General features: G+C 70.1%; 12 protein-coding genes. 6 read left to right on the top strand and 6 right to left on the bottom strand.

All coding sequences use genetic code 11. The annotated features are described in order from the left end of the window. Positions 1-66: 66 nt before the first annotated feature. Positions 67-615 carry a PEP-CTERM sorting domain-containing protein gene (locus PFX98_RS03440; RefSeq protein WP_285233779.1) on the top strand — a complete coding sequence of 183 codons (549 nt, stop codon included), beginning with the start codon at positions 67-69 and terminating at the stop codon, positions 613-615. After that, on the top strand, positions 612-2,630 hold the full coding sequence (locus PFX98_RS03435) for a hypothetical protein (RefSeq protein WP_285233778.1): 2,019 nt from the start codon (positions 612-614) through the stop codon (positions 2,628-2,630). Before PFX98_RS03440 ends, PFX98_RS03435 begins: the two co-directional genes overlap by 4 nt. On the opposite strand, the gene PFX98_RS03430 is transcribed toward PFX98_RS03435, so the two are convergent. Then, the gene (locus tag PFX98_RS03430) at positions 2,608-3,513 is read right to left on the bottom strand and encodes a pirin family protein (protein WP_285233777.1); all 906 of its coding nucleotides are present in this window, start codon (positions 3,511-3,513) and stop codon (positions 2,608-2,610) included. The genes PFX98_RS03435 and PFX98_RS03430 overlap by 23 nt on opposite strands. A gap of 1 nt (position 3,514) precedes the next feature. Further along, positions 3,515-4,066 (bottom strand): NADPH-dependent FMN reductase, encoded by a 552-nt coding sequence (locus PFX98_RS03425; protein ID WP_285233776.1) that lies wholly within the window; start codon positions 4,064-4,066, stop codon positions 3,515-3,517. A gap of 97 nt (positions 4,067-4,163) precedes the next feature. On the opposite strand from PFX98_RS03425, the gene PFX98_RS03420 reads away from it, so the two are divergent. Together PFX98_RS03420 and PFX98_RS03415 are read left to right on the top strand one after the other, a co-directional pair. After that, positions 4,164-6,113, top strand: a complete 1,950-nt coding sequence (locus PFX98_RS03420; protein ID WP_285233775.1) for a GspE/PulE family protein — start codon at positions 4,164-4,166, stop codon at positions 6,111-6,113. A gap of 139 nt (positions 6,114-6,252) precedes the next feature. Further along, positions 6,253-7,236: an SGNH/GDSL hydrolase family protein gene (locus PFX98_RS03415; protein ID WP_285233774.1), complete on the top strand. Its 984-nt coding sequence runs from the start codon at positions 6,253-6,255 to the stop codon at positions 7,234-7,236. 1 nt (position 7,237) lies between these two features. Here the strand turns inward: PFX98_RS03415 and cueR are convergent, their stop codons facing one another. Next, positions 7,238-7,666, bottom strand: a complete 429-nt coding sequence (gene cueR / locus PFX98_RS03410; protein ID WP_285233773.1) for a Cu(I)-responsive transcriptional regulator — start codon at positions 7,664-7,666, stop codon at positions 7,238-7,240. Continuing rightward, positions 7,666-10,068, bottom strand: a complete 2,403-nt coding sequence (locus tag PFX98_RS03405; RefSeq protein WP_285233772.1) for a heavy metal translocating P-type ATPase — start codon at positions 10,066-10,068, stop codon at positions 7,666-7,668. Before PFX98_RS03405 ends, cueR begins: the two co-directional genes overlap by 1 nt. 96 nt (positions 10,069-10,164) lie before the next feature. On the opposite strand from PFX98_RS03405, the gene PFX98_RS03400 reads away from it, so the two are divergent. After that, positions 10,165-10,359, top strand: a complete 195-nt coding sequence (locus PFX98_RS03400) for a heavy-metal-associated domain-containing protein (protein WP_285233771.1) — start codon at positions 10,165-10,167, stop codon at positions 10,357-10,359. A gap of 40 nt (positions 10,360-10,399) precedes the next feature. After that, positions 10,400-11,701, top strand: a complete 1,302-nt coding sequence (locus PFX98_RS03395; RefSeq protein WP_285233770.1) for an HD-GYP domain-containing protein — start codon at positions 10,400-10,402, stop codon at positions 11,699-11,701. Here the strand turns inward: PFX98_RS03395 and PFX98_RS03390 are convergent, their stop codons facing one another. Both PFX98_RS03390 and PFX98_RS03385 read right to left on the bottom strand, forming a co-directional pair. Then, positions 11,702-13,837 carry a xanthine dehydrogenase family protein molybdopterin-binding subunit gene (locus PFX98_RS03390; protein ID WP_285233769.1) on the bottom strand — a complete coding sequence of 712 codons (2,136 nt, stop codon included), beginning with the start codon at positions 13,835-13,837 and terminating at the stop codon, positions 11,702-11,704. Between the two features lie 2 nt (positions 13,838-13,839). Continuing rightward, positions 13,840-14,307: a (2Fe-2S)-binding protein gene (locus tag PFX98_RS03385; protein ID WP_285233768.1), complete on the bottom strand. Its 468-nt coding sequence runs from the start codon at positions 14,305-14,307 to the stop codon at positions 13,840-13,842. Positions 14,308-14,325 lie beyond the last annotated feature (18 nt).

The following is a 14,325-nucleotide window of genomic DNA, read 5'->3' as shown; positions in this document are numbered from 1 at the left end:
CCAAGTTAGGGATGGTTGTCGCGGCGGGGGCTGCTTAGGGTCAGGGCTTGCCACTTGGAGCCCTCTATGCAGCCGATGCCCCTCCCGCGCGCCCGCTGGGTCGCCCCCGCTCTGCTCACCCTGGCCCTTGCCCAGGGCGCTTCCGCCGCCACCATCAACAGCGTCTTCACGCCGCTGGGCGGCAACAGCTGGACGGTGGATTTCACCGTGCTGGCCGATGGCACGCCGGCCAGCCTGTCCGGCTTCACCGTGTTCTTTCCCGAGGCCGATTTCAGCAATCTGCTTGTGCAGGGATCGCCGGGCAGCTGGGACAGCCTGGTCGCGCAGCCGGATACCGGCATCCCGGCGGCCGGTTTCTTCGACAGCGTGATGCTGAACCGCTCGCTGGGGCTGACCGCGGGGCAGTCGCAGGGCGGCTTTGTCGTCAAATTCGATTACCAGGGCGCCGCGGCGCCGGGCAGTCTGCAGTTTGAGATCACCGACGAGAACTTCCAGCTGCTGGCCAGCGGCCAGACCGCGGTGGTGCCCGAGCCCGCCACCTGGGCGCAGCTGTTCGGCGGCCTGGGCCTGCTCGCCCTGCTGGCACGCCGGCGCGCCGACGGGAGCCGCTCATGAGCGCCGGGCTGATCGCACGCAGCCTGCAGGGCCTGGTCTGCGGCGCGGCGCTGTTGCTGGCCGCCTGCGGAGGCGGCGAGAGTCAAGACCTGACCCCGATGCGGCCGCAGGCCACGCAGGCGCGTATCCAGGCCGTCGCGGCCGCCAGCGCCTCGGTGGTCTCGCTCACCAAGGTCGGCGAGACGCGCGTGGGGCGCACGCTCTACGACTATGTCTTCAAGATCACGGTGCTCAATGGCGCCCAGGCGCAGACGGCGCTGACGGCCAAGCTGGTGGGCAGCGGCGCCGGCACCACGGTGCTCGATGGCGACGTCAATGTCGGCGATATCGCCGCGAATGCCAGCGCCACGCCGGCCGACACCATCACCCTGCGCCAGGACCGGCTGCTGCCCTTCCTGCCGGCGCAACTGGTGTGGCAGTTCGCGGCCGCGCCGCCAGTGGCCGCGCCGGCCAGCATCGCGCTGGAGCTGGGCCAACTGGTCGCGGGTGCCGGTACGGCGGTGGGCATCATGCCGACCGTGCTCGACACCGATGGCAAGGCCATGAACCCCTTGCCACCGATCAGCTACCAGGTGTTGCGCCCGGCCGAGGGCGTGGAGGGTGCGACGCCCGCGGTGGCGGGCCTGCAGCTGCTGAGCGCCGCCGACACGCGTGGCGGCTTCACCCTGGTGGCCACGGTGGATGGCACGGCCATCAGCGTGCAGCAGCCCTTCACGGTGATCGCGCCGACCCCGGTGTCCAAGAACTCCGGCCTGTATGCCAATCTGTCGGCGGCGCAGGGCAGCCTGGCGCGCAATCTCAAGCTGCTCAAGGAGGCGCTGGACCGCGGCGACAACACCGGCGCGGCGGCGGCCAAGGCCGCCATCACGGCGGCGGCGGCCAGCGTGGACCCGGTGCGCATGGTGTTCAGCACGCCTTACCAGCCCGCCAGCGGCTTTGTGCCGCTGCCGGCCAAGCTGGCGGCGAACGGCTATCCGCAGACGCCCGGCGATCTGGCCCATGCTGCCGCCACCGCGCAGCTGAAGGCCAAGATGCAGCAGATCACCGCGCTGCTGAAGCAGTCGGGCGGCGACGACGCCGCCAACACCGCCCTGCTGGACCAGTACCGCAGCGAGCTGCAGACCCTGGCCACCCAGCTGGCCGCGGCGGGCGCGCAGCCCAGCTTGTATGGGCTGGTCGACAAGGCCGACCTGATCCAGGGCCTGATCGCCACCGAGATGCCGGCGCTGCTCAAGGCCATGGCCGATCGCACCAATGCCCAGCTGGCGCCGCAGGCGCTGCTTGGCGCGGTGCCCAGCGCCAAGGCGATGAGCCTGGATCGCCTGCTCGGCAGGGCCGCACCGCTGCAAGCCTGGCCCAGCGCCGCCGGGCAGGCCAAGCCGCAGTTCCTGCTGGGCGGCCTGCTGAATGCCCTGGGGCCGATCGGCCAATTGGTCAACAAGATCTACGGCGACTACCTGAACCAGCTGCAGAACATGGCGGCCATCCTGGCGGCCAAGGGCCTGCTGGACCAGTTCCTGACCCAGACGGTGTTGATCGACGGCGTGCATGCGGGCGCCGCGGTGCTGGGGCCTTATGCCTACAACTACCCCGACAGCACCATCGAGGTCCGCGGCATGGACCTGGCGGTGGCGCAGACCGCCGATGTTTACCTGATCGGTGGCGCGGCCATCAATGCGCTGGGCGGACTGGCGAGCGCCCTGCCTCCGCCCAAGCCGACCAGCATCAAGGAGGTCTACGACTATTTCGATGGCCTGATCTCGGCCATCCAGGGCGTCGGCGAGGCCTACGACCTGGCGCACCAGCAGCCCGCCCAGGTGGTCTACAACAGCTTCGACGAGAACTTCGGCTGCCTCGCCACCTTCTCCAGCTTCTGCATGGAGATGCAGTACCCGAGCGGCTTCAAGAACGTCTCGGGCGGCAATGTCAGCTTCACCGTGCTGATCCTGATACGCACCGGCGGGGCGCGCCCACAGCACGGCTCCGGCGTGTTCAATTTCGCGCCGGGGACTTGAGCTTCAGGCCGGCCGGATCGGGGGCGAGCAGGCGCTCGCCCGCGTAGCCCTGCACCGTGCCGAAGCCGATGCCGGCGTTCCAGTCGGCGGCGAAGCGCTGGACCTCCTCGCTGTCGCGCGCGACGAAGTTCCACCACAGCAGCACCGGCTCCTCGAAGGGCGTGCCGCCCAGCAGCAGCAGGCGCGCCGGCGCCGCGCTGCTGAGCTGCAGCCGATGCGCGCCGGGGGCCAGATAGAGCAGCTGGCCGGGGCTCAGGGTCTGACGCTCACCGTCCTCCATGCCGATCTGCAGCTCGCCCTCCAGCGCCATCAGGCCATGCTCGTAGCCCGGGGTCAGCAGCAGCTCGGTGCTGGCCGGCGCCTGGCAGCGCAGGTCCATGCCCAGCAGGGGCGTGTGGCTGGGCACGGGTGAATGCGCGGCGCCATAGCGGCCCACCAGCAGGGTGGTGTTGAAGCCGTTCAGGGCGAGTTGCGGCAGCAGCGGGAAATGCTCGAAGGCGGGTTCGCAAAAGCGCTGCGCGTCCGGCAGCGCGATCCACAGCTGGGCCAGCTGCAAGCGTGCCGTCTGCGATTCTTCCGAATGCGCGATGCCACGGCCCGCCGTCATCAGATTCACCTGGCCGGGGCGCAGCATCTGCACCGTGCCCAGCGAGTCGCGGTGCAGCACCTCGCCCTCGATCAGCCAGGAAAAGGTCTGCAGGCCGGTGTGCGGATGCGGGCCCACCCGCATGGGCTTGTCGGCGGGCAGCTCGGCCGGCCCGGCGTGGTCGAGGAAGCACCAGGCGCCCACCATGCGGCGCCTGGCGGTGGGCAGGGCGCGGCGTATCGTCAGCCCGCCGACATCGCCGAAATGTGCCGGCAGCAGTTCGAACTTTTTGCTCATCTCATGGCCTTCCGAGTTGTGCGGCAAAGCCGCTCAGAAAATCGCGCAGCTGCTGCTTGAGCGTCTCGTCGAGCAGCTCGCCCTGCGCATCGAACAGGGTATTCGCCTTGGACACCATCAGCCGGCCGCCGAACCAGCAGCTGCAGCCGAAGGCGCGCAGCACGCTCAGGATCGCGTCCTGGCTCTGCACCGTGCCGAAGCCGCCGGGCGTGGCCCCCAGCACCGCCACCGGCTTGCCGAAGAAGGTCTTGCGCCCCTCGGCCGGCGGGCGCGAGAGCCAGTCGAGGCCGTTCTTGAGCACGCCGGGGATGGAGTTGTTGTACTCGGGCGTGCCGATGATGAGGCCGTCGGCGGCCTGGATCTCGGCGCGCAGCCGGCTCACCGCCGCCGGCACGCCCTGGGCTTCCACATCGCCGTCGTAGAGCGGGATGCCATGCAGGGTGCGCAGCTCGATGTCGACCCCCTGCGGCGCCAGGCCGGTGGCGGCGCGCAGCAGGGCGGTATTGAAGGAAGCCTGGCGCAGGCTGCCGGAAAGGGCGATCAATCGGGTCATGTCGATACCTGCGGATGGGATGGCTGATTGTGGCCGAGCGGCTACGATCTGATGCAGATCAAGCGTCGCGCCGGCGCGCCGGCCTTAGCCTGTGCATATGAGCGAGCCCCACCACTACGAACACGACACCGTACCCGCCGCCCTGGATGCGCTGAGCCGGCCAAGCACCGAGCTGGGCGTGCCGCCGGTGGAGGCGGATATGGAAGGTGTCTGGGCGGCGTTGCAGCGCGAGCCCGAACATCATGCGGCCCATCTGGGCCAGGCCCTGGTCGGGGCCGGCATGCTCACCGCCAGCCAGCTGGAATCGGCGCTGCGCCGCCAGCGCGCGCAGGAGCAGCATGTGCCGCTGGGCGAGCTGGTGGTGCAGCTGGGGCTGCTCAGCCCGGCGCAGCTGCGCATCGCCCTGGCCAGCTGGTTGGACGTGCCCACCGTCGATCTGGCCCAGCTCAAGCCCGAGCCGGCGGCGCTGGCGCGCATCCCGCGCGCGCTTGCGCAGCGCGAGGGCGTGCTGCCGCTGTTGGTGCGCGACGAGGTGCTGGTGGTGGTGGTCTCCGACCCCTGGGACTACCGGTTGCTGGAGTACCTGCGTTTCGTCAGCGAGCTGCGCGTGCGCCCGGTGCTGGCGGCGGCGGGCACGCTCTCGCAGGCCATCGCCATGGCCTACCAGGTGCCCAGCGGCGATGCCGCCAATGCCGGCGCCGGCACGCCGCAGATGGCCACCGTGCGCGAACTCGCCCAGGAGCTGAGCCAGGCCGATCCCGGCACCTCCGAAACCGATGCCGAGGTGGTGTCGGAGTCCGACAACGCGCTGGTGCGCCTGGTCAACCGCCTGCTCGCCGATGCCATCGAGCTGCGCGCCTCCGACATCCATGTGGAGACCTTCGAGTCGCCCAAGCCGGTGCGCATCCGCTTGCGTGTGGACGGCGATCTGATCCGTTATCTGGAGCTGCCCGCGCGGGTGCGTTTCGCGCTGGTGGCGCGGCTCAAGATCATGGCCGATCTCGACATCTCCGAGCACCGCCGGCCGCAGGACGGCAAGATCGATTTCGCGCGCTTCGGCGGCACATCGCTGGAGCTGCGCATGGTCACCGTGCCCACCAGCGGCGGCCTGGAAGACGTGGTGCTGCGCCTGCTGGGCGGCATGAAGCCGCTGCCGCTGGACGCGATCGGCCTGTCCGAGACCAATCTGGCGGGCCTGCGCCGCATGATGAGCAAGCCCTATGGCCTGCTGCTGATCTGCGGCCCCACCGGCTGCGGCAAGACCACCACCCTGCACTCGGTGATGCGCGAGCTCAACGAGGACAAGCGCAAGATCTGGACCGCCGAGGACCCGATCGAGATCAGCCAGGACGGGCTGCGCCAGGTGCAGGTGAACGCACGCATCGGCTGGACTTTTGCGGCCGCCATGCGCACCTTTCTGCGCGCCGACCCCGACGTCATCATGATCGGCGAGATGCGCGACGAGGAGACCGCGCGCATCGCGGTGGAGGCCTCGCTGACCGGCCATCTGGTGATGTCCACCCTGCACACCAACTCGGCGCCCGAGAGCGTGACGCGGCTGCTGGAGATCGGCCTGGACCCCTTCATGTTCTCCGACTCGCTGCTGGCGGTGCTGGCGCAGCGCCTGGTGCGGCGGCTGTGTCTGGATTGCCGCATCGTCGAGCCGCTGGATGAACGCGCGGCGCGCTCGCTCTTGCGCCTGTATCAGCAATCCGGCGGCGGCGCGGCCGAGGCCATGAACGAGGAGGAGCTGCTGGCCGGCTGGCGGCAGCGCTTCGGCGTTGACGGAGCTGGCGGCGGCCTGCGCCAGTACCGCCGCCATGGCTGCGACACCTGTGGCGGCACCGGCTACCACGGCCGCCTGGGCATCCACGAGCTGGTGATCGCCGACGAATCGCTGCGCGAGCTGATACGCCGCCGCGCCCCGGCCGCCGAGATGTTCGTCAGCGCGCAGCGCAGCGGCATGCGCACCTTGCGCCAGGACGGCATCGAGAAACTGCTGGCCGGCCTGACCGACCTGCCCGAGGTGCTGGCTGCGACCAACTGAATTCGAGCCGGCCACCCCCCGTTTGAATGGCGCTTTTGTGCAAGGTCTGGTTGACAAGCGCACCGCCTAGCGCAGATGCTGCGCGGCGGCGGACGATGGTCATTGGCCGCAGAGAAAAGCGACAAGCAGGGAGAAAACCATGAAGAAAATTCTCAAGTCGGCGCTGCTGTGCGCGGGTCTGACGCTCACCTTGGTGGTGCAGGCCGCGAGCTACGATCGCCTCGTTGTGTTCGGCGACAGCCTTTCGGATGTTGGCAACAACGCCCTGCTGTTCGGCAGCGACGCAGACCAGCAGATCACCGGCGATGGCTACTTTGCGCAGCGCAGCTATGCGTCGGGCACCTACACCAACGGCCAGGTGTGGGCACAACGCTTTGCCGCCAAGCTCGGCCTGGCCGCCTTGCCGTCCCAGGCGGGCGGCGATATCTTCGCCTACGGCGGCGCCGAGACGGGCAGCGATGGCGCCGGCGGTTATCCCATCAGCCTGAACACCCAACTGGGGCAGTACCTGACGCGCCAGTCCGGCATGGCCGACCCGAACGCGCTCTACGTGGTGGCCGGTGGCGGCAATAACGCCCGTGTGGCGCTGGAAGCGATGCTGATGGGCGCCGACATCAACAGCACGATAGGGGCCACCGCCATGGCCTACGCGGCAGACGTCGGCGCCATCGTCGACAGCCTGCAGGCGGCCGGCGCCCAGCACATCCTGGTCTGGAATACCCCCGATTTCGGTTTGACGCCGCTGGCCAACAGCTATGGTTCCCTGGCCAGCTTTGCCAGTACCTCGCTCTCCATGGCCATGAACGGGGCACTCGATCAGCGGCTGGCGGGCGAGGCGGTGCTGCGCTTCGACTTCTTCGGCTTCATGCATGGCGCGGTGGCCAATGCCGCCGCGCTGGGCTTCAGCGATGTGCTGCATGCCTGTGGCGCGCTCAGCAATGCCTGTGCGGATCCCGCCAGCGCGCTCTACTTTGACGGCATCCATCCGACCGACAAGGCGCACCAGATCCTGGCGGACGGCGTGCTGGCGGTGGCCGTGCCCGAACCGGCCTCCTATGCGCTGATGAGCCTGGGCCTGCTGTTCTGCACGCTGGCGGCACGGCGCCGCCGCGACGCGCGCTAGGCTAGCGGGGGCCCTGAGCGCTGCCCAGTTCTTCCAGGATCGGGCAATCCGGGCGCTCGTCGCCATGGCAGCAGCTGATCAGCTGCGCGAGCGTCTGCTTCATGGCCTGCATCTCGGCCAGGCGGCGCTCCAGGTCGGCGATGTGCGCCAGCGCGATGCGCTTGACATCGCCGCTGGCGCGGCGGCGGTTCTGCCAGAGCTTGAGCAGCTCGCTGATCTCGACGATCGAGAAACCGAGGTCGCGCGCCCGGCGTATGAAGCGCAGGGTGTGCACCTCGCGCTCGGAATAGAGGCGGTAGCCGGCCTCGGTGCGCGCCACCTTGGGCAGCATGCCCAGCGACTCGTAGTGCCGGATCATCTTGGCGGAGACGCCGCTGCGCGCCGCGGCCTCGCCGATATTGCACAAGCTCGTCATCGATGCTTCGTCCATCACGGTCTCCAGCGCTTGAGCAGCAGGGCATTGCTGACCACCGACACGCTCGAAAAAGCCATTGCCGCGCCGGCGATTACCGGGTTCAGAAAGCCCAGCGCGGCCAAGGGGATGCCCACCACGTTGTAGGCAAAGGCCCAGAACAGGTTCTGGTGGATCTTGCGCACGGTGCGGCGCGAGAGCGAGATCGCCTGCGCCACCAGCGCCGGGTCGCCGCGCATCAGGGTCACGCCGGCCGCCTGCATCGCCACCTCGGTGCCGGTGGCCATCGCGAATCCCACATCGGCCGCGGCCAGCGCCGGCGCGTCGTTGATGCCGTCGCCCACCATGCCGACATGGCCCTGCCGCTTCAGCTCGCTGACGATGCGGGCCTTGTCCTCGGGCAGCACCTCGGCGCGCACCTCGTCGAGCCCGAGCTGGCGCCCCACCGCCTCGGCGCTGCCGCGGTTGTCGCCGCTGAGCATGACGCTGTGCACGCCCAGCGCGCGCAGGCTGGCCAGCGCCGCGGCGGCGCTGGGCTTGAGCTGGTCGCCAAAGGCCAGCAGGGCCAGCAGGCGCGGCTGCTGGCCCGCGCCGCCCTCGGCCAGCCACGACACCGTGCGGCCGAGGGCCTGCAGGGCGGTGGCCTCGGCCTGCATGGCGCCCAGGTCCACGCCCAGCTCCTGCATGTAGCGGGCGCTGCCCAGCTGCAATTCGCGCGGGGCCAGGTCTTGCCCGGGCGGTTGCGTGGAAAGTTGGGCGGCAACGCCGCGGCCGGCCACGGCGCGCAGGCCCTGCACCAACGGCACGGCCAGGCCGCGCTGGGCGGCGGCCTGGCGCACCGCCAGCGCCAGCGGATGCTCGCTGCCCGCCTGCAGGGCGGCGGCCAGGCCCAGGGTCTGGCCCTCATCCAGGCCGGCGGCACTGTGAAAGGCCAGCAGCTCGGGCTTGCCCAGGGTCAGCGTGCCGGTCTTGTCGAAGGCCACCACCTCCAGCCTGGCGGCGATTTCCAGCGCCTCGGCGTCCTTGATGAGAATGCCATGGCGGGCCGCCACCCCGGTGCCGGCCATGATGGCGGTGGGCGTGGCCAGGCCCAGCGCGCAGGGGCAGGCAATCACCAGCACCGCCACCGCGTTCAGCAGCGCCTGGGTCCAGTCGCCGCGCACCAAGCCCCAGCCCAGCAGGGTGACGAGGGCGGCAGCTATCACCGCCGGCACGAACCAGGCGCTGACCTGATCGACCATGCGCTGGATCGGCGCCTTCTTGGCCTGCGCCGATTCCACCAGCCGCACGATGCGCGCCAGCGTGGATTCGGCGCCCAGCGCGGTGGTGCGCAGCGTCAGCAGGCCCTCGCCGTTGACGGCGCCGCCCACCACCCGGGCCCCGACCTCCTTGGCCACCGGCAGGCTCTCGCCGGTGATGAGCGATTCGTCCACCTGGCTGGCGCCGGCCAGCACCAGGCCGTCGACCGGGATGCGCTCGCCGGGGCGCACCACCACCTCGTCGCCCAGCACCAGCTGGGCCAGCGGCAGCTCGAGCTCGGCGCCGGCGCGGCGCACGCGCGCGGTCTCCGGGCGCAGCGCCTTGAGGGCGCGGATTGCCTCGCTGGTCTGGCGCTTGGCGCGCGCCTCCAGCCACTTGCCCAGCAGCACCAGGGTGATCACGACCGCCGCCGATTCGAAGTACAGCGACATGCTGCGTGCGCCGTTTTGCAGCAGCTCGTAGACCGAGAGCCCGAAGGCGGCGCTGGTGCCCAGGGCCACCAGCAGATCCATATTGCCGCTGCCGGCGCGCAGCGCGGCCCAGCCGGCCCGGTAGAAGCGCGCGCCCAGCCAGAACTGCACAGGCAGGGTCAGCGCCAGCTGCAGCCAGCCATCGATCATCCAGTGGCGGCCGGCCAGCATCGCCAGCATGGGCAGCACCAGCGGCGCCGAGAGCAGGGCGGCGATCAGCACCGGCCAGCCGCTGTGCTGCCAGTCCACCGGGCGCGGCGCATCGGCGCCGCTGGCCTCGCCGGCCTCCAGGGCGGCCTGGTAGCCGGCCTGCTGCACGGCGGCCAGCAGTGCGGCCGGGTCCACATTGGCCAGCATGCCGACGCTGGCGTTCTCCAGCGCCAGATTGACGCTCACCCGCAGCACGCCGGGCACTTTCAGCAGTGCCTTCTCCACCCGGCCGACGCAGGAGGCGCAGGTCATGCCGCTGATCTGCAGCGTCAGTTCGCGCTCGGCGACGGCATAGCCAGCGCGCGCCAGCGTGGCCGCCATGTCGGGCAACGCGGCGGTGCCGCTGACGCTGGCGCTCTCGGTGCCGAGGTTGACCTCGGCAGCCTGCACGCCGGGCACACCCAGCAAGGCCTTCTCCACGCGTTTGACGCAGGAGGCGCAGCTCATGCCGGTGATGGGGAGGGTGAGTTGATCGGTCATGTGCGCAGTTTGATGCTTGACATCATGTCAATGTCAAGCGGCTTGACATTACCATGATGGCAAGCTCTACAGTGACAATACCAACAGGAGTCCACCATGTCCGAATTCACCCTGCCCGATATGAGCTGCGGCCATTGCGTTGCCAGCATCACCAAGGCCGTGCAGGCGCTCGATGCCCAGGCCAAGCTGCAGTTCGACCTGCCCAGCCACAAGGTGCAGGTCGAGAGCCAGCTCAGCCAGGCCGCCCTGGTGGCGGCGCTGACCGAAGCCGGCTATCCCCCGGCCAACTGAAGCGCGCCACAATAGCGAGCCGACCCAGGGGAGGCTTGCCGTGCAAGATCAAGGAGCGCAGACCGAAGCGGTCAATCCGAACTACCTGAACCACCTGGTGCATACCGCGGCCTTGCACGAGGTGGCGGTGACGGACGACATCGTCAGCCAGAGCGGCGTCAAGCTTCTGTCCAAGGGCGCACGCATGAGCGCCGAGATGCGCGAGCGCCTGCTCGAGCACAAGCTGACGCGGCCGCTGGAAGACTGCCTGGAAGTGCAGGGCGTGGTCAGCGAGGCGCAGGTCCAGGCGCTTGCCGAGGAACTGCTGGACGAGCACGCGATCCTGCGTGCAGCCACCGGCGCGCAGCCCGGCGCGGCGCCCCAGTCCCTGCTGGGGCGGCTGGGGCTCAGCGCGGAGATGCTGTCGATGCTGACGGTCTATGCCGAGCATCGCGAGGGGCGCTTGCGCCATGCCGTCAGCGTGGCCCTGCTGGCCAAGGGCCTGGCGCGGCGGCTGCGGCCCGGCGATGTCGACCTGCATCGCATGCTGGGGCGGGCCGGCCTGATGCACGACATCGGCGAGCTCTATCTGGATCCCGGCCTCTGGCAGCCCGAAGCCCAGCTCGACATCCAGCAATGGCGCCATGTCATGACCCACCCGGTGGTGGGCCACCGCGTGCTGCTGCGCATGCCGGGTGCCAGCGTGGCCGAGGCCGAGGCGGTGCTGTGCCACCACGAGCGCCTGGATGGCTTTGGCTATCCGCGCAGCCTGGACGGCGAGCGCTTCGGCCTGGAAGGGCAGATCCTGGCGCTGGCCGAATGGCTGATCGGCGTGCTGGAAGCGGGCACCTCAGCGGCCGTGCATGCGCGCGTGGCCTCGACCCTGGTGCTGGGCGAGTTCAACAACGATTTGCTGAGCCTGCTGCTGGAGGCCGCCGCCAGCGTGCCGCATGCGCCGGCCGCAGCGGCGCCGCTGCAGGGGCTGGACCGGGTGCACAGCCTGCAGATCGCGATGCGGCGCTATCGCGCCCGCGCCGGCCTGATTCAGGCCCTGGTGGCCTCCGACAACGAGGAAATGCGCAAGCTGTTGCGCCCCTGCCGGCTGCGCTTCGAGCGCCTGCTGCTGGCTTTCTCCAGCGCCGGGCTGGATGCGCAGGCGCCGCAACAGCTGGCCGAGATGCTGGGCCCGGATGAATGGGCGGTGCGGCTGGAGGTGGAGGCGATGGCGCGCGAGTTCGACTGGCGCCTGCGCGAGCTCGAGCGCGTGGTGCTGCTGCGCAGCAGCGCGCTCAAGCCGGGCGACCAGGCGGTGGTGCTGGACCTGGTCGCGGCCCTCAAGGACGAGGGCCCGCCGCCCGCCTGATCAGGCCTTGGCCAGTGCGGCCGTCTCCAGCGGCAGCTTGCGCACGCGCACGCCGGTGGCGGCGAAGATGGCGTTCATCACCGCCGGCGCGATCGGTGGCGTGCCGGGCTCGCCGATGCCGCCGGGCGCCTCCATGCTGGGCACGATGTGCACCTCCACCTTCGGCATCTCGCTCATGCGCAGCACCGGGTAGTCGTGGAAGTTGCTCTGCTCCACGCGCCCGTCCTTGTGGGTGATCTTGCCGTAGAGCGCGGCCGAGAGGCCGTAGACGATGGCGCTCTCGATCTGGCGCGCGATGGTCTGCGGATTCACGGTCTGGCCGCAGTCCACCGCCGCCACCACGCGGTGCACCTTGGGCGTGCCGTCCTTGGCCACCGAGACCTCGGCCACCTCGGCCACAAAGCTGCCAAAGCTCTCGGCCACGGCGATGCCGCGATGCACGCCCTTGGGCGCGGGCTGGCCCCAGCCGGCCTTGGCCGCGGCCAGCTCCAGCACGCCGCGCAGGCGCGGGTGCTTGGCCAGCAGGCCGAGGCGGAACTTGAGCGGGTCGGCCTTGGCCGCATGCGCCAGTTCGTCGACAAAGCTCTCGATGAAGAAGGCGTTCTGCGAATGCCCCACCGAGCGCCAGAACCAGACCTGCGGGCCCGGCTCGGCGCGGCCGTAGACGATGCGCTGGTTGGCGATCTCATAGGGCTGGTCGGCCAGGCCCTCCACCGCCATCGCATCCACGCCGTTCTCGGGGATCTGCATGAAACCCGAGGCCGCCATGATTGAGGGGCTGGCCACCGCGGCGCGCAGCAGCGTGGGCTGGCCCTGTTCGTTCAGCGCGCCCTCGAAGCGCACCAGCGAGGCCGGGCGGTAGAAGCCCGCCGCTATATCGTCCTCGCGGCTGTAGATCAGCTTCACCGGGCTGCCGCTGAGCTTGGAGAGCAGGGTGGCGTCGATGGTGAAGTCGGGTGCGAAGCGGCGCCCGAAGCCGCCGCCCAGCAGCAAGGTGTTGATCTTGACCTTGGCCGGCGTCACCGCGCCGATCTGGGCCAGGATGCCCTGCGCCGGGCCCTGGCTCTGCGTGCCGGCCCAGATCGTGACCTCGTCGCCCTTGACCCAGGCGGTGCAGTTGAGCGGCTCCATGCAGGCGTGGGCCAGATAGGGCACCTCGTACTCGGCGCTCAGGGTCTTGGCGGCATTCGCCGCGGCGTCCTTCACATTGCCCTCGTCGCGCGCCACCGCCTCGGCCTGGTTGGCGCCCGAGACGAGCAGCTCATGCACCTTGGCGGCGGAGAGATCGGCGTGCGCGCCCAGATCCCATTGCACCGCGAGCGCATCGCGGCCCTGCTTGGCGGCCCAGTAGCCATCGGCCAGCACGGCCACGCCGCTGTCGATGCTGATGATTTTGCGTACGCCCTTGACGGCGCGTGCCTTGGCCTCGTTCATCGCCTTGGGCTTGGCGCCGGCGATGGGCGCGCGCGCCATCACCGCCACCAGCATGCCGTCCACGCGCGCATCGATGCCGAACTGCGCCGTGCCGTTGATCTTGGCGGCGCTGTCCAGGCGGCGCGTGGGCTTGCCCAGGATCTTGAAGTCCTTGCTGGCCTTGAGCGCGGGCTTGGCCGGCGCCTTCTGCCTGGCGGCGGCAGCCACCAGCGCGCCATAGCTGAGCTTCTTGCCGCCCGGGCCGAACACCTGGCTGCGCTCGGTGCGCAGCGTGGCGGCATCGACGCCCCAGGTCTCGGCGGCGGCAGCCACCAGCATGGCGCGCGCGGCGGCACCGGCCTCGCGCATCGGCGCCCATTGGCCGCGCACGGTGGTGCTGCCGCCGGTGGCCTGCATGCCGAACATGGGGTTGTTGTAGGCCTGGTCGACCGGCGCCTGCTCGACGCTCACCAGCGCCCAGTCGGCGTCCAGCTCCTCGGCCACCAGCATGGGGATGGCGGTCAGCACGCCCTGGCCCATCTCGGCCGAGCCGCACACCACGGTGATGCGGTTGTCCGGCGTGATGCGCAGATAGGCGTTCGGGTTGAAGCTGTTGCTGAGCGCCGCCTCGGCGCGCTTGGGCGCGGCCAGCGGCAGGGCGAAGGAAACCACCAGGGCGGCGCTGCCGCCGGTCTTGAGAAAGTCGCGACGCGAGCTGCTCATGATCAGGCCCCCTTCGTCAGCGTGGCCGAGGCGTCGTGGATCGCCGCCCGCACCTGGTTGTAGGTGCCGCAGCGGCAGATGTTGCCGCTCATGGCGGCGTCGATATCGGCGTCGCTGGGCCTGGCCTTGCTGCCCAGCAGGGCGCAGGCGCTCATGATCTGGCCGCTCTGGCAGTAGCCGCATTGCGGCACGTCGAGCTTGAGCCAGGCCAGCTGCACCGCGCGGCCGGTCTTGCTGCTGCCCACGCCCTCGATGGTGGTGACCTTCTTGCCGGCCGCGGCCGACAAGGGCGTGGAGCAGGCGCGCACCGGCTGGCCGTCCAGATGCACGGTGCAGGCACCGCACAGCGCCATGCCGCAGCCGAACTTGGTGCCGGTGAGCTGCAGATCCTCGCGCAGGGCCCACAGCAGGGGCATCTCGGGGTCGGCATCCAGGCTCGCCGGCTTGCCGTTGACGGTCAACTTGATCATCCAAGTCTCCTTGATGGA

The sequence above is a fragment of the Paucibacter sediminis genome, assembly GCF_030254645.1.
GTDB lineage: Bacteria > Pseudomonadota > Gammaproteobacteria > Burkholderiales > Burkholderiaceae_C > Paucibacter_B > Paucibacter_B sediminis.
The sequence above is the reverse complement of the archived record's forward strand: the minus strand, read 5'-3'. Positions and strand labels throughout refer to the sequence as shown.

Excerpts from the sequence above, each read along its gene's own strand:
- PFX98_RS03385 (WP_285233768.1), bottom strand. The coding sequence starts at position 14,307 with ATGATCAAGTTGACCGTCAACGGCAAGCCGGCGAGCCTGGATGCCGAC.
- PFX98_RS03430 (WP_285233777.1), bottom strand. The coding sequence starts at position 3,513 with ATGAGCAAAAAGTTCGAACTGCTGCCGGCACATTTCGGCGATGTCGGC.
- PFX98_RS03390 (WP_285233769.1), bottom strand. The coding sequence starts at position 13,837 with ATGAGCAGCTCGCGTCGCGACTTTCTCAAGACCGGCGGCAGCGCCGCC.
- PFX98_RS03440 (WP_285233779.1), top strand. The coding sequence starts at position 67 with ATGCAGCCGATGCCCCTCCCGCGCGCCCGCTGGGTCGCCCCCGCTCTG.
- PFX98_RS03405 (WP_285233772.1), bottom strand. The coding sequence starts at position 10,068 with ATGACCGATCAACTCACCCTCCCCATCACCGGCATGAGCTGCGCCTCC.
- PFX98_RS03400 (WP_285233771.1), top strand. The coding sequence starts at position 10,165 with ATGTCCGAATTCACCCTGCCCGATATGAGCTGCGGCCATTGCGTTGCC.
- PFX98_RS03415 (WP_285233774.1), top strand. The coding sequence starts at position 6,253 with ATGAAGAAAATTCTCAAGTCGGCGCTGCTGTGCGCGGGTCTGACGCTC.
- PFX98_RS03425 (WP_285233776.1), bottom strand. The coding sequence starts at position 4,066 with ATGACCCGATTGATCGCCCTTTCCGGCAGCCTGCGCCAGGCTTCCTTC.
- PFX98_RS03420 (WP_285233775.1), top strand. The coding sequence starts at position 4,164 with ATGAGCGAGCCCCACCACTACGAACACGACACCGTACCCGCCGCCCTG.
- cueR (WP_285233773.1), bottom strand. The coding sequence starts at position 7,666 with ATGGACGAAGCATCGATGACGAGCTTGTGCAATATCGGCGAGGCCGCG.
- PFX98_RS03435 (WP_285233778.1), top strand. The coding sequence starts at position 612 with ATGAGCGCCGGGCTGATCGCACGCAGCCTGCAGGGCCTGGTCTGCGGC.